The organism is Streptococcus mitis, assembly GCF_023109105.1.
Classification (GTDB): Bacteria; Bacillota; Bacilli; order Lactobacillales; family Streptococcaceae; genus Streptococcus; species Streptococcus mitis_BW.
Window position 1 is genome coordinate 53,869 of sequence record NZ_JALDTZ010000007.1, and the last position, 19,233, is coordinate 73,101.

A 19,233-nucleotide genomic window follows, 5' to 3' on the forward strand; every position below is an offset into this window, starting at 1 on the left:
TTCTCATAGACTCTCAGCAGAGATTCTATTTTATAACTAGTCGAAAAAAGGGAACACACAGTTCCCTTTTTTCTATGACTCAAAACCGGCTCTGGTCGTCAATCGTGACTTGTTATTTTTAATAAAGTAACATTACTCACTTAAGAAAGATGACTATTTTTCGTCTTCTTTTTTACGACGTCCAAGTGCTGCCAATCCTACAAGTCCTGCAACTACTCCGAGTACAGTTGAGCCTGCAGATGTAGTTTCACCAGTATTTGGAAGTTGTCCTTTAGCTGATGTTGGATCTACTGGTTTACCTGGAGTTGGCTCTACAGACTTGTCTGGAGTTGGCTCTACAGGTTTGTCTGGAGTTGGCTCTACAGGCTTGTCTGGAGTTGGTTTTACAGGTTTGTCTGGAGTTGGTTCTACAGGTTTATCTGGAGTTGGCTCTACAGGCTTGTCTGGAGTTGGTTCTACAGGCTTGTCTGGAGTTGGTTCTACAGGTTTATCTGGAGTTGGTTCTACAGGCTTGTCTGGAGTTGGTTCTACAGGCTTGTCTGGAGTTGGTTCTACAGGTTTGTCTGGAGTTGGCTCTACAGGCTTGTCTGGAGTTGGTTCTACAGGCTTGTCTGGAGTTGGCTCTACAGGTTTGTCTGGAGTTTCTTTAAGTTTGTATACATATGTTACATTCTTATCACCTTCGATAACCTTACCTGTTGTTGGGTCTGTTGACTTCAAGTGACCTTGATCATCTACTTCACCTACTGTGTAGTTACCTGCTGGGACCAATTCGTATGTCTTACCTTCGAATGTAATCTCTTGTGGACGGTTGTCTACAACTGTATCGTAGTCTTTGTCTACTGGTTGTTTGTCTTCGTCGGTTACATCAGACTTGATGGTCTTGCCTTCTGTATCAACGTAGTGTACATAAACGTTACCCTTCACTTCTTTATAGACGTAAGTGATGGTTGATTTTGGTTTGTCAACTTTACCTTTAACTGGATCAGATGATTCCAAGTGTCCATCTTCGTCAACTTTACCTACTGGATAATCACCCTTCGGTACGATCTTATATGTCTTACCATCTTCACTCTTGATTGTGTTTGGTTTTTCACCTTCCTCAGTGGTGTTATATGGTGTGTCATATGGTGAGTTTGGTGTGTCTTGACGAGGTTTTTGAAGCTCTTTACCCTTCTCATCTACATAAGTGATGATGACTTCACCCTTCTTAGGCTCAGCTGGGGTTTCTTTAAGTTTGTATACATAAGTTACATTCTTATCGCCTTCGATAACCTTACCAGTTGTTGGGTCTGTTGACTTCAAGTGACCTTGATCATCTACTTCACCAACTTTGTAAGTGCCAGCTGGGACCAATTCATATGTCTTACCTTCGAATTCAATCTCTTGTGGACGGTTGTCTACAACTGTGTCGTAGTCTTTGTCTACTGGTTGTTTATCTTCGTCGGTTACATCAGACTTGATGGTCTTGCCTTCTGTATCTACATAGTGAACATAAACGTTACCCTTAGGCTCAGCTGGAGTTTCTTTAAGTTTGTATACATAAGTTACATTCTTATCACCTTCGATAACCTTACCTGTTGTTGGGTCTGTTGACTTCAAGTGACCTTGATCATCTACTTCACCTACTGTGTAGTTACCTGCTGGGACTAATTCGTATGTCTTACCTTCGAATTCAATCTCTTGTGGACGGTTGTCTACAACTGTATCGTAGTCTTTGTCTACTGGTTGTTTGTCTTCATCGGTTACATCAGACTTGATTGTCTTACCTTCTGTATCAACGTAGTGTACATAGACATTACCATTCACTTCTTTATAAACATAAGTGATAGTTGATTTTGGTTTAGTAACCTTACCTGTAACTGGGTCTGATGATTCAAGGTGACCATTTTCATCGACCTTACCTACTGGATAATCACCCTTCGGTACGATCTTATATGTCTTACCATCTTCACTCTTGATTGTGTTTGGTTTTTCACCTTCTTCAGTAGTGTTATATGGTGTGTCATATGGTGAATTTGGTGTATCTTGACGAGGTTTTTGAAGCTCTTTACCCTTCTCATCTACATAAGTGATAACAACTTCACCTTTTGGCGTTTCTTTAAGTTTGTATACATATGTTACATTCTTATCACCTTCGATAACCTTACCTGTTGTTGGGTCTGTTGACTTCAAGTGACCTTGATCATCTACTTCACCTACTGTGTAGTTACCTGCTGGGACTAATTCGTATGTCTTACCTTCGAATTCAATCTCTTGTGGACGGTTGTCTACAACTGTATCGTAGTCTTTGTCTACTGGTTGTTTATCTTCGTCGGTTACATCAGACTTGATGGTCTTGCCTTCTGTATCTACATAGTGAACATAAACGTTACCCTTAGGCTCAGCTGGAGTTTCTTTAAGTTTGTATACATAAGTTACATTCTTATCACCTTCGATAACCTTACCTGTTGTTGGGTCTGTTGACTTCAAGTGACCTTGATCATCTACTTCACCTACTGTGTAGTTACCTGCTGGGACCAATTCGTATGTCTTACCTTCGAATTCAATCTCTTGTGGACGGTTGTCTACGACTGTATCGTAGTCTTTGTCTACTGGTTGTTTGTCTTCGTCGGTTACATCAGACTTGATGGTCTTACCTTCTGTATCTACATAGTGAACATAAACGTTACCCTTAGGAGCTTCTTTAAGTTTGTATACATAAGTGACATTCTTATCACCTTCGATAACCTTACCTGTTGTTGGGTCTGTTGACTTCAAGTGACCTTGATCATCTACTTCACCTACTGTGTAGTTACCTGCTGGGACTAATTCGTATGTCTTACCTTCGAATTCAATCTCTTGTGGACGGTTGTCTACAACTGTGTCGTAGTCTTTGTCTACTGGTTGTTTGTCTTCGTCGGTTACATCAGACTTGATGGTCTTACCTTCTGTATCTACATAGTGAACATAAACGTTACCCTTAGGAGCTTCTTTAAGTTTGTATACATAAGTGACATTCTTATCACCTTCGATAACCTTACCTGTTGTTGGGTCTGTTGACTTCAAGTGACCTTGATCATCTACTTCACCTACTGTGTAGTTACCTGCTGGGACCAATTCGTATGTCTTACCTTCGAATGTAATCTCTTGTGGACGGTTGTCTACAACTGTATCGTAGTCTTTGTCTACTGGTTGTTTATCTTCATCGGTTACATCAGACTTGATGGTCTTGCCTTCTGTATCTACATAGTGAACATAAACGTTACCCTTAGGCGTTTCTTTAAGTTTGTAGATGTAAGTTACATTCTTATCCTCTTTAGCAACTGCACCTGTTGTTGAGTCTGATGACTTAAGGTGACCTTGATCATCAACTTCACCTACTGTGTAGTTACCAGCTGGGACTAACTCGTAAGTCTTACCTTCGAATGTAATCTCGTTCGGACGATTGTCTACAACTGTATCGTAGGCCTTATTAACTGGTTGATTTTTTTCATCAGTTACATCTGGCTTAATAGTCTTGCCTTCTGTATCTTGATAATGCACGTAAACATTACCTTTAACATCTGATTTACGGTAATAGTGAGTTACATCGGTAGAAATTTGTTTAACAGAAGGAAGTGAGTAGTTATTGTAGAATGATGGATAGCCTGAAGCTTTATCTCCCGGTGTATTCCCACCGATGATGTTATCTCTATTATTTCGAACAGGATCAACATCTGCTGAGTATTGCGGCGAAGCTGTAAAAGCATCCCCTGTGGCTTTATTGTACCAACCACTCAAACGGACATTCCCATTTCCACCATCAGTATAGGTTTCCACCTTAAGATGGTATTGCCCATCCTTACTATCAACAAATCCAACTGAGTGAGTTGCATCTTTTGTTCCAGCAGGTGTTGGCTTACCTCCTGGTTTGACAGGATCTGAGGTATACAACAATGTATAGTTATCTAAATTAAGATTATTTACATCAGTTGCCGGGCTATATGATGACACCTTCGAAGGATCTAAAGCATACAATTTAACAACAGATGTACCATCTTTATCTACTTGTTCTACAATACGTTTTACATAGTAGTGAGCGCGCCCACCTTGGAGTTCCAAGTACTTAGCTCCAACACCACCTAAGAAACCGCTCATATCTTTTTCTGCATCAGTCCGTGTGAATTCATAACCTTCAAATGTACGCGGATTAGAGGCGTGATAAGCTTGGCTTTCAATACCCGTTTGAGCGTATGAAGCCAATTCCTCGTTTGTGCCCTCAACTTTATAGTGAGTTGTATGGGTTACTTTTTCAGTTGGAACAACTGTTTGAACATTTGGCTTTGTGTCACCAACATTTCCTGGTTTCGTTGTGTCACGAATTTGAAGAATATGGTGCTTATATTTGTCATCCGAAGTTGGACCAGCATCACGGTTATTGGTCCAAGTTCCTAGAATTTGTGAAGCTTCTCCAGTAGTATAGTCAAATTGAGGTGCATAAGTTGGATTTTCTTGCACCAAGGTCTTAAATTGATAAGTTGACTTGGTAGTCATATCCAATGTTTCTACTTCTTTACCAGTAGCTTTTTCAACCAAACGAGCATGAACAGTTGGCGTCTGTGTCGTTCCAACAGCAGAACGATCTACTGAGAAGGTTACATAATAGCCACCGTTGCTATAGGTAACACCACCTTGATTTGCAGGTCCTGCCCAGTTTTGAAGATCCCAGATTGAATAGGTATAGCGTTCTTCATTTGGATCCAATTTGTAGTTTGGATTGTCCAAAGCTGGATCTTCAATTGAAGCTCCATTTGGTTGGTCCATCTTTTCTACAACAGATGGCGCAGTAAGAGTAGTTGACGTTGAAATAGCATCCAACTGCGCAGAAACTGCAGGCGCACCGTTAACAGTAGTGTTTCCTTCAAAACCTGCCACTGTTAAAACTGCCATCAGCTCATCCACTGACTTGCTCAAACGCGCACGTTGATCTGCATAAGCTTGAGCAGGTGCTTGGGTCAAACTAGTGCTTGCTGACAATTCTGATTGAAGGTTAGCAACAGCTGCATGGATCGCTGCTTTTTGATTTGCATCTTGATGGTTTGATGCATATTTTTCAGCGATGTTAATCAACAAAGCTGCTTCAGAAGCATTTTGTTCTAAGATTGCTTTGTCTTCAGACACAGGAGCATTTTCCACTAATTCAGATGAAACCACTGTATCTTCTTTTGTTTCAGTAGCAGATTCATTTAGAGTTGCTGATTGTTCTGTAGAACCTTGCTCACTCAATGATTTCGACTCTGTTGTAACTGCAGGTGCACTAACCAAAGCTGACGCAGTAGTTGCATCTTTTTCTAGTTCATCTGCATGACCAGTATGTACAAGTGATGTCGCACTAAGAACAGCAGCGGCTACGACGATCCCTTTTAAGAATCCTCGACTTGTCAGTCCCTTTTCTGACACCGCATCTTCATGCACTTCAGCTACGATAGTTTCTTCGACTTGACCTCGAATCACTTTTAGAAGCCCAAAGTTTGAAGTAGATGCACGCAACCAATTCTTACCTGACTTGATCAATTTGAATCGAGTCACTCGATCGGTTTCACGAAATTCTCCGTTTGAACGTTTAAAAAACATGTTAGTCTCCTTTTTTGTTGTATTCGTTTCCATTATACATTATTACTGTAAAAAAGCAAGAATTTTGATATTTAATAACAGAAATACTATAAAAAGGAGAAGTTCGGCACAAAAGCTGTAAAATACCGACTTTTTAAAGTCATGAAAAATTGTAAAAGAGGACACTTGTGTACAAAGATAATCACTCTTCTAAACACTTGTCCCATACTCTATTATGCATAAACGTGAACTAGTTTATATACCAATATATGTACTATAATCTCTCTAGAATCTGATATAAAAGGCTCTATAATATTTGTAGTGGGTAAATCCCCTATGGATATTATGGAGCCTTTTTTAGTGTAGAAAAAAGTCCCATAAGATCTATAATGAAAAGCAACCAAACCATCATTAGAAAGATTCATATGGAACAATTGCATTTTATTACAAAACTACTCGATATTGAAGAAATATGACTTTCAAAAACCGTCGAAGATTCCTTACCTCGAAACAACTGGTATGCCTACCAGAATTCTCCTTAAAAAACGCCGTTTTAAGTGCTAGCAGTGCTCAAAAATGATGGTCACTGAGACTTCTCTCATCAAGAAGAATCACCAAATACTTCGTATCATCAACCAAAAGATTGATCAGAAGCTGATTGAAAAGACTTCTATGACCGATATTGATCATCAGCTAGCCGTCTCAACTTCAACTGTCATTCGCAAGCTCAATGACTTTCACTTTGAGCATAATTTTTCTCGTCTGCCTGAGATTATGTCCTGGGACGTTGAAATAGTCAGGGGAGTGACTGTTTCAATCGGGAAATGAAGATGAGTTTCATTGCGCAAGATTTTGATAATCTCAATATCATCACTGTTCTTGAAGGTAGACCACAAACTGTTATCCGAAATCACTTTCTTAAATATGATAGAGCCGTCCGATGTCGAATGAAAATCATCACCATGGATATGTTTAGCCCTTATTATGACTTAGCTAGACAACTTCGCTTTCGAATTTCTAGGCTCAGGCTGAAACAGTCTTCCAGACTGTTTCACTCCCGAATGCAAAAATCGTTCTGGATCGCTTTCACCCTTCCTTATTATATTTCTAAACTCAGGCTAAAACAGTCCACTGGACTGTTTTACTCCAACACTTAAGCCGTGCTATGAGTCGTGTGCGTGTCCAAATCATGAATTAGTTTCATCAAAAATCCCATGAATACAAGGCTATCAAGCGATACTGGAAGCTCATTCAACAGGATAGTCGTAAACTCAGTGATAAGAGATTTTATCGCCCTACTTTTCGTATGAACTTAACCAATAAAGAAATCCTAGACAAGCTTTTGAGCTATTCAGAAGACTTGAAAGACCACTATCAGCTCCTGCTTTTTCACTTTCAGAATAAAGAGCCTGACAAATTTTTCGGACTCATTGAGGACAATCTAAAGCAGGTTCATCCTCTTTTTCAGACTGTCTTTAAGACATTTCTCAAAGACAAAGAAAAGACTATCAACGCCCTTCAGTTACCCTATTCCAATGCCAAATTGGAAGCGACTAATAATCTCATCAAACTCAATGCCTTTGGTTTTCGGAACTTTGAAAACTTCAAAAAACGGATTTTTATCGCTCTGAATATAAAAATGGAGAAGACAATGATTGTCCTCTCCAGATGTTAGCTTTTATTCAACCCACTACAGTTGACAAAGAGCCGATTTTACTTATTCTGTATCTACAACGACATAGCGATTTGGCTCGTCACCTTCAGAGTAACTAGTCACGCCATCCATACGTGAAATAATACGATGGATAATCTTGCGTTCGCTATTTGACATTGGATCTGTTTGATGACTGCGCCCTTCTTCTAAAACACGAGTCGCCAATTTTTGCGCATAGGTCTGCAAGACTTCTGCACGGTGTTCAACATAATCATTGACATTAATTGTAATGTAGAAGGTTCTTGAATAGCGATTATAAAGATAATTTTGAGCCAACAGTTGCAAGGCCTTCAAAACTTTACCATGGTAACCGATGATACGACCTGGCTCATTGGTATCAATTTGCAAATTGATGCTACGACGGTTGTAGTCATTTGAAATCGTCGCCTCAACGTCCATATCATCAATAATCGTTTGAACATAAGTTGTTACTTCCGTAGCTACTTGTTCAATATCAAAGCTCGGTTCTACCTTTAAGCCCAAATCTTCTAATTCTTGACTTTTAGTTTGTTCAGCTTGACTTTCAAGAATAGGAGTTTCTATTTCTTCTTCAAGATCAGCTTCTTCAAGCTGTAATTCATTTAAAATTTCAATATGCCCAGTTTCTTCTAAGATGGTGCTAGCATGTTTTTCATTTTTCAAGATTTCAGCCTTGACTTCATCAGAAACCCCTTGGCCTTCTTCTTCAATCTTTTTAATCGCTTCTACAACATGCCCCAAATCAACGGTCGCTTGACTGACTGTTTTAACTGGTTCATTTTGTTCATTAATTTCTTTAGGAACACCCTTCACAGCTTGTTGATTTGCTTTGATGACAGTTGTTTCACTAATAGCTTCAATGTCAACCTGAGCTGGTTTTTTACCAAATAAACCAAGAAATCCATTTTTTTCACGAGAAATAACTTTGATGTGAGCCTTCATTCTTGGAATATCTAATTCTTTCAATCCTTTCTGGATTGCTTCTTCAACAGTTGAACCTGTAAATACTACCATTACCAGATTCCTCCTTATTATTTCGTTTTCTGAGCCTTTTTCTTGGCTTTTCTTTTTCTATTTTCCAAATCTTTCTGTGCCTGAGCTACAGCCTCGCGCTCTGCGATAATCTTGAATGGATTATTCAAGAAATAGGTTTGCAGGACTTGATAAGCATTGGACACTGCCCAGTAGAGCGCTACTCCGCTCGGAGCATAGACCCCAAAGACAAAAATCAAGACTGGAATCCCATACATCATCGCAGTCGTAGCTCCATTACGCTCAGACAAGGCTTTATTAGACAACCAAGTACTTAAAAAGGTAAATACTGCTGCTAAAATAGGAAGAACAAGGGTTGTATCCACACCACCAAGGTTAATCCATAAGAAATGACCTGTCTTTAAAAAGTCAACTCTTGATAGAGCTTGGAACAAGGCCAAAATAACCGGCATCTGAATCAAAATCGGCCAAAGAGAATCTGACTGTCTGACACCCATTTCTTTAAAGACTTTACGCATTTCCTGCTCTAGCTTGGTTCTGCTTTCCATATCACGACCCGGATATTGTTCTCGTAGCGCCTTAATGCGTGGTTGAGCTTCCTGCATTTTTCGAGAAGCCACCATTTGCACTTGGAAGACTGGCAAAAGCAGTGTACGAATCAAGACCGTAAAGAGAATAATCCCCACGCCGATACTGATGTCAAATGATAAAAAGCGAATGATTTCCGCAAAGAAGTAAACAAATTTACTCCAAAAATCAGCCGAATCGGCTGTAATATCGCTAGTTGTCCCATTTGTTGCACAGGCTGTCATGATCAATAGAGACAGTCCTAGCAAACTAGTCAACTGTAGTTTCTTTTTCACTCCCATTTCCTTCCTGGTAAATCTTTGATAATTTTAATACGTGGAGTAGATTTTTCTCCATCTCTGCGTATCCCAAGGTTTCGACCCCTTTTCGAGCAATGACAACAAAGTCTACATCTTCTACCAGACTCCCTTTTATATTCTGGATAATATGTCGGATTCGTCGCTTGATTTGATTTCTGGTAACCGCATTCCCCAGTTTTTTGCTAACTGATAGACCTACTCGAAAATGGTTTTTCTGGTTTTCTAACTGGTAGACAACAAATTTGCGATTGGCAAAACTTGTCCCCTCCTTGAAAATCGCCTTAAAATCTTTCTCTCTTTTTACACGAAAGTTTTTCTTCAAAACTCAACTCCATCTATTAAATTACTACTATTATACCATATTTTTCAAAAAAGCCAATCATAGCAAGGTTTTGGACAATTTCATCAGAAAAAGAAGCTGGAAAAATCTCTTTCCCAACTTCTTGTACTGAATATTTTTTCTAGTTTTACTTATTTTTCAAGCGTTCAACGTCACGGGCAATGACTAGTTCTTCATCTGTTGGAATGACCAAGACACGGATCTTCGCTTCCTCTGTTGAGATGTCTCCTGTCACGCCAAAGACGTTCTTTTCTGGGTCAACATCACAGCCAAACCAAGAGATACCTGAAATCACATCTTCACGTACATTTGCAGCATTTTCACCGATACCTGCTGTGAAGATAATAGCATCTGCTCCATTTAGAACTGCAAGGTATTGACCGATGTGTTTTTGGATACGATCAATATAGATTTCATAAGCTAAGGTAGCATCATGATCTCCTGCTTCTTTCGCAGCAATCACATCACGCATATCACTAGATTTGCCTGAAACCCCCATAAGCCCTGATTCACGATTAAGGACGTGACTAATGTCTTCAGGAGTATTAAAGTCCTCTGTATATTGCATTAAGTAAGGAATGATAGCTGGGTCAATATCTCCTGTACGTGTTCCCATCATCACACCACCAAGTGGAGTGAATCCCATTGAAGTATCCACAGATTGACCACCCTTAACAGCTGTAATAGAAGCACCATTACCGATGTGGCAAGTAATCAATTTCAAGTCTTCTAATGAACGGCCCAAGAGTTTTGCAGCTTCTCCTGCTACAAACTGGTGACTTGTACCGTGGGCACCATATTTACGAACCTTATTTTCTGTGTAATATTTTGTTGGTAGAGGGTAGCGATAAGCTTTCTCTGGCATAGTTGTGTGAAATGAAGTATCAAAAACAACTACACTGGTAATGTCTGGCAACAATTCCTTGAAGGCACGAACACCTGCTGCATTGGCTGGATTGTGGAGAGGAGCCAACAAACTCAACTCTTCAACTTTTTCTAAAACATCTCCCTCAACGACTGTTGATTCTTTGAAATATTCTCCACCTGCAACAACACGGTGTCCAACACCAGTAATCTCATCATAAGCCTTGATAATGTCGAAACGAATCAAGTCATCCAATAAGATTTTAACAGCTTGTGTGTGATTTTCGATATCCAAAATTTGTTGCTCAGAACGACCGTCAAATTTTACAGTTGAAATTGAATCTTTCAAACCGATACGTTCAATCAAGCCTTTGGCTAACACTTTTTCCTCTGGCATTAAGTATAATTGCCATTTTAAACTTGAACTTCCTGCATTGATTGCAATTGTTTTTGTCATAACATGATACCCCTTTTTAAGCGTTTTCATCTATTATAACAAAATCTATTTTATATTTCAGTACCTTGAGTCCATTTTTGAAAATTTTCTTTAAATTTCATTAAAACACTTGCATCTTGCAAGCTAGCAAGTGGATAAACAAAAGGCTCTACTGCTAGTTCACTTTTCTTCTGTAAGATAAAAATGGTCTTAGATTGTTTGGCACTAGCAAAGAGATTTTCAGGCAGACTAATCATGGCAACCAGACTTGCTTCTTCTTTCAACCATCCTTTCAACAAATCACTTTGAGGACTGGTCAACAAATCACTCGGAGCTAGAAAAATAGCGTATCCGTCTGACTTGAGATACTTAAGTCCTTGTTCCATGAGCAAGTGATGGGCGTAAGTATGTTCTTGACGAGAAGCAACTTGATGACGCGAGGCAACGGCATCATCAGGATAATAGCCGACTGGCAAGTCGCTGATGACTACATCGCTTTCTTTGAGCATTTGTGGACGAACGGCATCTCCTTGAACAAAGCCAGCCTGCAAACCAATTACATCTGCCATGCTAGCTGCCAAATCAATCAGCAAATCATCCACTTCCATTCCCAAGTAATCCACTTTTTTAGCAAGCGAGGTCAAGAAAGTAGCGCCCAGAATTCCCATCCCAGAACCCATTTCGAGGATAGTAATTTCCTCCTCTTTAAACAACTCTTCCACAATAAACACCAAAAGTAAAGCAATAGCATCTGGTGTAAACTGGTGATTGGCCTGCAAGGGTTCTGTTTGCCCAGCCTTCATCAAGAGAAACTGGTAGGTCTTGAGCCATTCTTCTTTTCGTAGTGCTAAACGCTTAAGGGCTTGATTGTTGTTTTTGACCTGCTCTAGCTCAGTTTCACCATCCAGATAGATACTGTTTTGCTCCACTAAGGCATCATAAAAGTTGGTCGCCAAATCACTTTGGATGATTTGGACATTCTCTAGTAAATAGGTATAAGCTTGTTCAATTTTTTCAAAATCCATATTCCTATCTTATCAAATTTCCCTTCTTTTTTCCATCCTTATAGAAAAATCACTCCCTGACTAGGCGAGTGATTTTTGGACTACTGTTAAAAAGAGTTCTGAGTAATTTCCTTGAAACAGGTCTTCAGCGCTATAGAGGATTTGACTATGTACAGATGAAAAACCATGCTCAATGAGCTGTTTTTCCAATTCAGCTATATCAAAGCCATGATGCTTAGGCTCTGTCTTGGTAAAATCAGCAATGAGGAGTTTCCCATCTTCCTTCAAATGTTGATGAAACAGTAAGAGAGCTGCATCTAAATCAGGCATATGGTGAAGAACCCGACAAACAACAATGAGATCAAACTCTTGCTCCAAGGGATTTTCCAATAAATCTTGCTCCAGAAATTGGATATTCTTGATGTCTTGCTGCTCCGCTTTCAAACGAGCTTGCTCCAGCATTTTCTCAGAAATGTCTACAAGAGTAACGAACTCGGCCTGCTTGGCTAGGGGCAAGGTTAACAGACCTGTCCCTCCACCGAAATCCAAAATTTCTTTGTCTGATAGAAGATCAATTTGTTTCTCGACCGCTTGACAAACCAAATTTGCGAGGAAGATGTTTTTAGGGGAATCGAAGGTTTCTGCTTTGTGGTTAAAATCATGTTTCATATTTTTAGTTTAGCACAAAGTAGCTTGATTGGCTAGGAATTCTCTTTCTTTTCAGGCTTCTCTTTTGATTTTTTCTTCTCTGCTTGATCACTTGAATCAGTCATTGCCTTTTCCATTTTATCCGTTTTCTCCGTTTTCTCTTCTCTGATTTTGACTGAGGGAAACATAAACTCATATTGGCTCTTAGGCGTACGAACCCTTGTTACCAAGCTTATTTTCTTGTTTTGATAACTCACTTGGCCTAGATTAAAGGCCTGTTCCCCACTTTCTTGCTCAACCTTATCTTTAGTTCGCTTGGCCATCGCAAAAGCAACCAACTTTTCTTTATTTAAAGCATAGTCTTGATAGTGGGCGACTTGTCGGTTCAAGTAAAATTGTAACAAAAGACTAAAGATGGCTGCCATGGTGACTGCATAGAGGAGAACACCTGCCTTAACTTTTTTCTTTTTCCACACGATAGATGAACTCCCTTTCTAAGCCTTTTTGGAACTGGAAACGAAAACGCACCAGTTGATTATCCTCTGTAATCTGTGCGGATTTAAGATCATAAACCATAGGCTGATAACCTCGTCCACTGGCATCAGTTTTCCGAAAATCATCCGATTTAGACTTCCCTATCGCAATTTCCTTGCCATCCTGCTTCATATAGAGGCGATTGCCCTCCACTTTTTCAAACTGCGAACGGTCTAATTCTGCCTCCAGCTGGTCCACAAACAAGAGCCACTCCTTTTGCTCGCTTTGCTGCTGGTAGCGAACTTCTGAAATGAGGAGCTGACTCATGGCTTGAAAGAGGAGTAAGCTTCCACTGATGACAATGAGGGCAATCAGGGATTCCAACAAGGTGAAAGCCTCGACCTTATGGCTCTTTGATCGCCAACAACTGTTCTGAACCATGGTAGACCTCCAATCCCTTTTCACTAGAAAACACCTGAATCTCAACTCCGTTGATGTTTACTTGATTTTGACCAGTCTGCAAGGCCATCTTAGCTACACGCAAGACCTCTTCCTTTTGCAAGATTTTTGCTTCTTCCTGCCTATTTTTTTGAATTTGTCCCAAAAGGAGGGTTGCAATGCTGGCAAAGATAGCTAGAGCGACTACTGCTTCCAGTAAAATCACTGCCCTAATTTTTTGTTTCTTTAATGCGTTTAATTTTTCCATTTCCTAGATATAATTGATAGCGAATCGCTCCTTTACTGGTCTGAAATTCAACCTTAGCCAGGGACGAATTGCCCCCAACTCGGTCAAATGTAATACTTTGTCCTGATGGTGCCTGAATGCCTTTAGGAACTGTCAACTTTTGACTGCCGTTACTGATAGTACGCTCACTTAGGTTCAAACTAGTCTTTTGCTGACTGGCTACACTGCGTTTTTGAGTTTCCCGATAGAGTTCTTCAAACTCCATAAAGAAAATCTGCTCCTCTACCGCTGCAAAAGTGGACTGGACAGAACCGGACAAGCCCAAGGCAATCATACTTACAAGTCCCAAAACCAAGAGACTTTCAAGCATGGTAAAGGCCTTAATCTGCAACGGTTTGACTCGTATTTTGTTTAGCATGGTATTCTTTATAAGCTTTAGCCTGTTCTTCCGTGATTCGCCCATCTGCTTGTAACTTGCTTAGGCTAGCATCTTCATTTTTATCTAAGCTATAAAGCTCTGCCTGGCTTTCCACTACCTTAACAACAGCAGCTTTTCCTTTGTCGTTGACTGCTTCTTTTTGCTTGGTCAAATTAGGTACAAAGAGCAAGAGAAGTACGCTGATGATTAAAAGGACGACTAACATTTCTACCAGAGTGAAGGCTTTAACCTTGGCTTTTTTTAATTTTGTTATGAGTTTTTTCATTTTAAAAAATTACCTCCATATTTTGATACATGGGCATGAGCATTGCCGCATAAAGTAAAACGATAATCAGTGCCACAAAGATAAAGACCAGTGGCTGCACCAGATTCATGGTGCGGTTGACTCGGGTAAAAAAGGCTTCCCAAGTTTTTTCAGCATAGATTTCCAACTCACTACCCAGCTTGGACTTGACTTCCCCATACTCGATAATGAGACTCAACTCTTTCTTAAAGAAAGGATAGGTTCCTATCGTTTGAGAAAATTCCTGACCATTTTGGAGAGCATGAGCCAAATCTTGACCGATTTCTTTAAAGAGCTGGGAACCTTGTTCCTGCATCATTTGAAAAATCTGCATCAGCTCCATTCCCTGCGAAATCATATTCCCCCACTCACGCGCATAATAAGCCGTCAGATAGGTCTGAACAAAGATTCCAAGAAAGGGAAGACGTGCTAGGATAGAAAAGACGCGCATTTTAGAACTTCTTTTATAGAAAGTGAGTGCTAAAAGGGCAAGTACGGAAACAAACCCTACCATTCCTAGAAAAATTTGTGGCAGATTGCCAATGATTTGGGTGGCAATATTGCTACTATCCAGTTGTGGTAGTAGGTAATTACGTAGCCCCAGCATAATTAAGAGAAGAAATCCCAGCAAAATCAAGGGATAAGTCGCTACTTCAATTAACTTTTTCTTGACCTTGGCCAGATTGTCTAGATATTCTTCTATCTTTCCCAAACTCAGGTGAAGATTCCCATGAACTTCAGCTAGGGATAACTGAGTGACAATGGCACTTGAAAAACCCAAACTAGCCATCATTTCTGAGAATGATTTCCCCTGAGACAAACCCGTGCGCATCTGGGTCACACACTGCTTGTCCAACAAAGCACTCCTATCTAAAAAGGAGATGGTCTCCACCAGATGAAAACCGCTGGAAAAGAGATTGTTAAATAGGGTGATGATATTTTTTTGCTTAACTGTAGCTAATTTTTTCCGTCTCAGCCTGAAGACTTGTGATATGTCCATCTTTAAGAAGCTGGTCAATCTGGTCATTCCAGCTACTTGGCTGGTGTTCTTGATAGTCTTTGTTTGCAAAGTCAACAATTCCTCCTCCCCCGATCAATCTCTGATAGCAGACTCCTTGTAGCACTACTTTTAGTTCCTCTTCACTTACCCCTAACTCCAGCAGGCGCTCATAAACACCTCGAATACTCTTGGCATGAATGGTTGAAAAGACTGTCGCCCCTGTCAAACTGGCTCTAACCACTGCACGCGCCGTCTCACTGTCCCGAATTTCTCCGATAATCAGAAGATCTGGCCGATGACGTAAGGAAAGCTTGATGAGACTCTCATAGGTAAGTCCAATCGCCTCATTCAACTGCAACTGGAGCATGTCGTCCTGCTTGATTTCGACAGGATCTTCGATGGACATGACTTGCTGTCCTTTAAAGAGGGACTTAGCCAATTCGTGCATCAGGGTTGTCTTGCCACTACCGACCGGACCAGCAAAAAGATAGAGACCACGTTGCCTGCACTGCTTACCCAATTCTTCAATATTCTGAAACCAAAAATGCAAATCCTGCTCCTCATCATGCAGCAAGCGAATCACCAAACTCTCATGCCCTCGATAATCGCCTACAGTAGATAAACGTAGGGACGCCATCTTCTGGTCATATTCATAATCACAGGAACCAAGTTGACTACGTCGCTTTTCTCCAACATTCATACCCGCCACAAACTTAAAGTGACTGATAACAGCCGCAAACTTTTCAAAATCATAACAACCAATTTTACAGCGCTCGTCTCCGATCCTCATATGAAGCTCATAGGCGTCTAACTTGGGGACAAAATAAATGTCTTGTGCCCCTTTTTTCCGAGCCGAACGAATGATTTCTTGTGCAATTTCTTGAACCATACTGACCTCCTCACCTATACTATTCGCAAAGATTTGGACAAATAAAAAAAGCAACTTCAAAAAAGTTACTTTTTCTCTAATTTAATTTCATACGGCAAGAACGGTGTCTTTCCTGACCAGTTTGTTTTTCATAGCCTGGGCGTAGTTTTTCGTCTGGGATAACCTGCTCATCCTGCAAAAGAGCCAAAGAATGGTATTGTTGTAAATACTCATCACATTCATCACACCAGCGTTGGTCTTCTGGATCCCAGAAAATGGTCATCAAGTCACTTCTACTTTTATAAAGAGGGGATTCTTGTTCCAATCTAAACCAGCAAGTTTTGTAGTATTTGAGAGCATCATAATACTGGTCAAATTTCTTACTAGCTACAATATCTTCTTCCCAACCTTCTATAAACCACCACGGTTCAAAATCTCCGTACATTTCTATAACACGATACATATTCATTCATTCCTTTGTACCGTATATTATAACTAATTCCGCCAAACAAGGAAAGAAATATGCTCATTTCTTAATTTTTTGATAAAAAATCCAGCCATCTGATGGATGACTGAATTTCTATTTGCTTATATTCTAAAATCTTTTTACTATCTAAGCTTCTGAGATATCGTTTTCGATAATAACCTTAATGGCATGGTGATCTGCTGCCTTACTAAAGACTTCATAGGCTTTTTCAATTTCACTTAGTTTGAAATAATGAGTTACCAATTTTTCTGGTTCAATCTTATGACTTTCAAGTGCTTTCAACAATTGTGGAGTTGTATTTGTAGATACCAAACCAGTTGTTACATTGATGTTGCGGATCCAAAGTTTATCTAAATCGAATTCAACTGGCTTACCATGCACACCACAGTTGGCAACTGTTCCATCTACACCAATAATCTTTTGACAGAAATCAAATGTTGCAGGAATACCAACAGCTTCGATAGCAACATCTACACCGCGACCATCTGTCAAATCATAAATTTCTTTAATGGCTTTTTCAGGGTTTGAAGAATTAATTTTATGAGTAGCTCCAAAAGATAGGGCAGTTTCCAAGCGGTTATCGTCTAAGTCCACCATAATCAATTTAGCTGGTGAGTAGAATTGAGCTGTCAAAAGAGCTGCTAAACCAACTGGTCCTGAACCAATAATGGCTACGCTGCAACCAGGTTCCACTTTCCCTTTCAAGACACCAATTTCATATCCGGTAGGCAGAATGTCTGATAACATAACCAAGGCTTCATCTGACAAATCTTCTGGAGTATGGTAAAGAGTGTTATCTGCATGAGGGACACGTAGATATTCAGCCTGCATACCATCAATCAAGTGACCAAAAATCCAGCCCCCTTCGTCTTCACAGTGAGCATAAATTCCTTTTTTACAGTAGTAGCACTTACCGCAGGCACAGACACAAGAAATCAAGACCTTGTCGCCTTTTTTGAAATTCGAAACTCCTTCTCCAACTTCTTCAACAATCCCAATCCCTTCGTGACCAAGAATGGTACCACTTTGGCAAGCAGGAACATCCCCTTTTATAATATGGAGGTCTGTTCCACAAATAGTGGTTTTTACGATACGCACAATAGCGTCTGTTGGCTTGCGAATCACTGGTTTGTCAACATCAACAAAAGAAGCAAGTCCTGGTTTAACATAAGTATAGGCTTTCATAAAGCATTCCTCCGTTTTTTTATTTGTATTATTTATAATATAATTGTAAGCCTTTTCATTTACTTATTCAAGTTATTTTGTGATTTTTTTAACTTTTTTATTTACCAGTAAAGTAATGGAGATAAAAAGCAGAAGCTAGTCTCTAACTTCTGCCTTCTCTCTTATGCTTGATATCGTTTCACACCATCTAGATAGGTGGCTACCAATTCCAAATCTTTATCTAAGACGATAAAGTCAGCGTCGTAGCCTTCACGGATTTGACCACAAACATCATCAATGTGAACAGATTTTGCTGGGTTGAAGCTGGCCATCATAACTGCTTCATGTGGAGAGGCAATGTTCCAGTCAACAACATTTTTCAAACCGTCTTTTAGTTTGAGAATAGAGCCAGCCAAGTTCCCTGTAGATTTAAGACGAGCAGTTCCATTAGCAACTACTACAGGGAATTCGCCCAACATATAGTCACCGTCTTCCAATCCACCAGCTGTCATACAGTCTGTGATAAGAGCAATATTCTCTGTTCCTTTTTGTTTGATAAGAATTTCGCAGGCTTTTGGATCTACGTGATGGCCGTCACAGATCAACTCTGCATAGGTATGAGGTAATTGATACATGGCTCCCACCATACCGAGTTCACGGTGAGTCAATCCACGCATTCCATTGTAGGCGTGTACCCAAACACTAGCTCCAGCGTCTACTGCCTTTTTAGCTTCGTCAAATGTTGCATCTGAGTGCCCAAGAGCAACCGTTACACCTTCTCCGGTGATAGTCCGTACAAAGTCTTCTACACCTTCACGCTCTGGCGCAAGGGCAATTTTATTTAGCAAGCCATTGGCCGCTTTTTGCCAAGCACGAAACTCATCCATACGAGGATCTTTCATATAGGCAGGGTTCTGAGCCCCCTTGTATTTCTCTGTGAAATATGGACCTTCAAAATAGATACCACGAATTTTCGCGCCACTTGCTTCTTGGTAACGAGCACCGATATTTTCTGTTACCGCAAGCAATTGCTCATAAGAAGAAGTCAAAGTAGTTGGCAAGAAGCTCGTTACCCCCATGCTAAGGAGTCCTTCACTCATAGTATGAAGGGTTCCTTCGATGTTATTATCCATAACATCCACACCACCAAATCCATGAATGTGGGTATCTACAAGTCCTGGAGCAATGCTATAACCTGTATAGTCAATTACCTCAGCTCCTTCAGGAATTTGCTCTACATGTTTTCCAAACTTGCCATCCACAAGTTCCAAGTAACCTCCACGACGCACTCCGTGTGGGTAGAAAAACTGATCCGCTTTAATATAGTTAGGCATAATGTTAACCTCCTTAAAAGATTGATTCTACAATTTATTATGTCAATTACATTATAAACC

Annotated in this window: 17 protein-coding genes and 1 pseudogene; 1 reads left to right on the plus strand and 17 read right to left on the minus strand. The window is 40.1% G+C overall.

The window, feature by feature from the left end; all coding sequences use genetic code 11:
• Positions 1-153: 153 nt before the first annotated feature.
• Positions 154-5,595, minus strand: a complete 5,442-nt coding sequence (locus M1F37_RS05600; protein ID WP_247935064.1) for an accessory Sec-dependent serine-rich glycoprotein adhesin — start codon at positions 5,593-5,595, stop codon at positions 154-156.
• Positions 5,596-6,030: 435 nt separating this feature from the next.
• On the opposite strand from M1F37_RS05600, the pseudogene M1F37_RS05605 reads away from it, so the two are divergent.
• A pseudogene (locus tag M1F37_RS05605) lies at positions 6,031-7,249 on the plus strand (transposase); the annotation flags it as partial.
• 42 nt (positions 7,250-7,291) lie between these two features.
• Here the strand turns inward: M1F37_RS05605 and jag are convergent.
• The 16 genes from jag to nagA all read right to left on the minus strand — a co-directional run bounded on the left by jag (position 7,292) and on the right by nagA (position 19,173).
• Positions 7,292-8,281, minus strand: a complete 990-nt coding sequence (gene jag, locus M1F37_RS05610; RefSeq protein ID WP_247935065.1) for an RNA-binding cell elongation regulator Jag/EloR — start codon at positions 8,279-8,281, stop codon at positions 7,292-7,294.
• Between the two features lie 17 nt (positions 8,282-8,298).
• Complete coding sequence (locus tag M1F37_RS05615; protein WP_247935066.1) at positions 8,299-9,123, minus strand: membrane protein insertase YidC; 825 nt, start codon at positions 9,121-9,123, stop codon at positions 8,299-8,301.
• Positions 9,098-9,469 (minus strand): ribonuclease P protein component, encoded by a 372-nt coding sequence (rnpA, locus tag M1F37_RS05620; RefSeq protein WP_247935067.1) that lies wholly within the window; start codon positions 9,467-9,469, stop codon positions 9,098-9,100. The genes M1F37_RS05615 and rnpA overlap by 26 nt, the downstream gene beginning before the upstream one ends.
• Before the next feature lie 145 nt (positions 9,470-9,614).
• The gene (locus tag M1F37_RS05625; RefSeq protein ID WP_247935068.1) at positions 9,615-10,808 is read right to left on the minus strand and encodes an acetate kinase; all 1,194 of its coding nucleotides are present in this window, start codon (positions 10,806-10,808) and stop codon (positions 9,615-9,617) included.
• Positions 10,809-10,858: 50 nt separating this feature from the next.
• Positions 10,859-11,812, minus strand: a complete 954-nt coding sequence (locus tag M1F37_RS05630; protein ID WP_247935069.1) for a class I SAM-dependent methyltransferase — start codon at positions 11,810-11,812, stop codon at positions 10,859-10,861.
• Between the two features lie 60 nt (positions 11,813-11,872).
• On the minus strand, positions 11,873-12,460 hold the full coding sequence (locus tag M1F37_RS05635; RefSeq protein ID WP_247935070.1) for a class I SAM-dependent methyltransferase: 588 nt from the start codon (positions 12,458-12,460) through the stop codon (positions 11,873-11,875).
• A gap of 32 nt (positions 12,461-12,492) precedes the next feature.
• Positions 12,493-12,915, minus strand: coding sequence for a competence type IV pilus minor pilin ComGG (comGG, locus tag M1F37_RS05640; protein WP_247935071.1), 423 nt, complete (start codon positions 12,913-12,915; stop codon positions 12,493-12,495).
• On the minus strand, positions 12,893-13,354 hold the full coding sequence (gene comGF / locus M1F37_RS05645; protein ID WP_247935072.1) for a competence type IV pilus minor pilin ComGF: 462 nt from the start codon (positions 13,352-13,354) through the stop codon (positions 12,893-12,895). Before comGF ends, comGG begins: the two co-directional genes overlap by 23 nt.
• On the minus strand, positions 13,317-13,619 hold the full coding sequence (gene comGE, locus M1F37_RS05650) for a competence type IV pilus minor pilin ComGE (protein WP_282184478.1): 303 nt from the start codon (positions 13,617-13,619) through the stop codon (positions 13,317-13,319). Before comGE ends, comGF begins: the two co-directional genes overlap by 38 nt.
• Entirely contained in the window at positions 13,582-14,016 is a 435-nt protein-coding gene (comGD, locus tag M1F37_RS05655; RefSeq protein ID WP_247935073.1) for a competence type IV pilus minor pilin ComGD, read from the minus strand. The genes comGE and comGD overlap by 38 nt, the downstream gene beginning before the upstream one ends.
• Entirely contained in the window at positions 13,979-14,302 is a 324-nt protein-coding gene (gene comGC / locus M1F37_RS05660) for a competence type IV pilus major pilin ComGC (protein WP_247935074.1), read from the minus strand. Before comGC ends, comGD begins: the two co-directional genes overlap by 38 nt.
• A 1-nt stretch (position 14,303) precedes the next feature.
• On the minus strand, positions 14,304-15,320 hold the full coding sequence (gene comGB / locus M1F37_RS05665) for a competence type IV pilus assembly protein ComGB (RefSeq protein WP_247935096.1): 1,017 nt from the start codon (positions 15,318-15,320) through the stop codon (positions 14,304-14,306).
• Positions 15,268-16,209, minus strand: coding sequence for a competence type IV pilus ATPase ComGA (gene comGA, locus M1F37_RS05670; RefSeq protein ID WP_247935075.1), 942 nt, complete (start codon positions 16,207-16,209; stop codon positions 15,268-15,270). Before comGA ends, comGB begins: the two co-directional genes overlap by 53 nt.
• 76 nt (positions 16,210-16,285) lie before the next feature.
• The gene (locus M1F37_RS05675) at positions 16,286-16,651 is read right to left on the minus strand and encodes a DUF1033 family protein (RefSeq protein WP_247935076.1); all 366 of its coding nucleotides are present in this window, start codon (positions 16,649-16,651) and stop codon (positions 16,286-16,288) included.
• 150 nt (positions 16,652-16,801) lie between these two features.
• On the minus strand, positions 16,802-17,860 hold the full coding sequence (locus M1F37_RS05680; RefSeq protein WP_247935077.1) for a zinc-dependent alcohol dehydrogenase family protein: 1,059 nt from the start codon (positions 17,858-17,860) through the stop codon (positions 16,802-16,804).
• A gap of 161 nt (positions 17,861-18,021) precedes the next feature.
• Complete coding sequence (nagA, locus tag M1F37_RS05685; protein ID WP_247935078.1) at positions 18,022-19,173, minus strand: N-acetylglucosamine-6-phosphate deacetylase; 1,152 nt, start codon at positions 19,171-19,173, stop codon at positions 18,022-18,024.
• Positions 19,174-19,233: the final 60 nt, after the last annotated feature.

Excerpts from the sequence above, each read along its gene's own strand:
- comGB (WP_247935096.1), bottom strand. The coding sequence starts at position 15,320 with ATGGACATATCACAAGTCTTCAGGCTGAGACGGAAAAAATTAGCTACA.
- M1F37_RS05630 (WP_247935069.1), bottom strand. The coding sequence starts at position 11,812 with ATGGATTTTGAAAAAATTGAACAAGCTTATACCTATTTACTAGAGAAT.
- comGF (WP_247935072.1), bottom strand. The coding sequence starts at position 13,354 with ATGGTTCAGAACAGTTGTTGGCGATCAAAGAGCCATAAGGTCGAGGCT.
- jag (WP_247935065.1), bottom strand. The coding sequence starts at position 8,281 with ATGGTAGTATTTACAGGTTCAACTGTTGAAGAAGCAATCCAGAAAGGA.
- M1F37_RS05680 (WP_247935077.1), bottom strand. The coding sequence starts at position 17,860 with ATGAAAGCCTATACTTATGTTAAACCAGGACTTGCTTCTTTTGTTGAT.
- M1F37_RS05635 (WP_247935070.1), bottom strand. The coding sequence starts at position 12,460 with ATGAAACATGATTTTAACCACAAAGCAGAAACCTTCGATTCCCCTAAA.
- comGC (WP_247935074.1), bottom strand. The coding sequence starts at position 14,302 with ATGAAAAAACTCATAACAAAATTAAAAAAAGCCAAGGTTAAAGCCTTC.
- nagA (WP_247935078.1), bottom strand. The coding sequence starts at position 19,173 with ATGCCTAACTATATTAAAGCGGATCAGTTTTTCTACCCACACGGAGTG.
- comGA (WP_247935075.1), bottom strand. The coding sequence starts at position 16,209 with ATGGTTCAAGAAATTGCACAAGAAATCATTCGTTCGGCTCGGAAAAAA.
- M1F37_RS05600 (WP_247935064.1), bottom strand. The coding sequence starts at position 5,595 with ATGTTTTTTAAACGTTCAAACGGAGAATTTCGTGAAACCGATCGAGTG.
- comGD (WP_247935073.1), bottom strand. The coding sequence starts at position 14,016 with ATGCTAAACAAAATACGAGTCAAACCGTTGCAGATTAAGGCCTTTACC.
- comGE (WP_282184478.1), bottom strand. The coding sequence starts at position 13,619 with ATGGAAAAATTAAACGCATTAAAGAAACAAAAAATTAGGGCAGTGATT.
- M1F37_RS05625 (WP_247935068.1), bottom strand. The coding sequence starts at position 10,808 with ATGACAAAAACAATTGCAATCAATGCAGGAAGTTCAAGTTTAAAATGG.
- M1F37_RS05675 (WP_247935076.1), bottom strand. The coding sequence starts at position 16,651 with ATGTATCGTGTTATAGAAATGTACGGAGATTTTGAACCGTGGTGGTTT.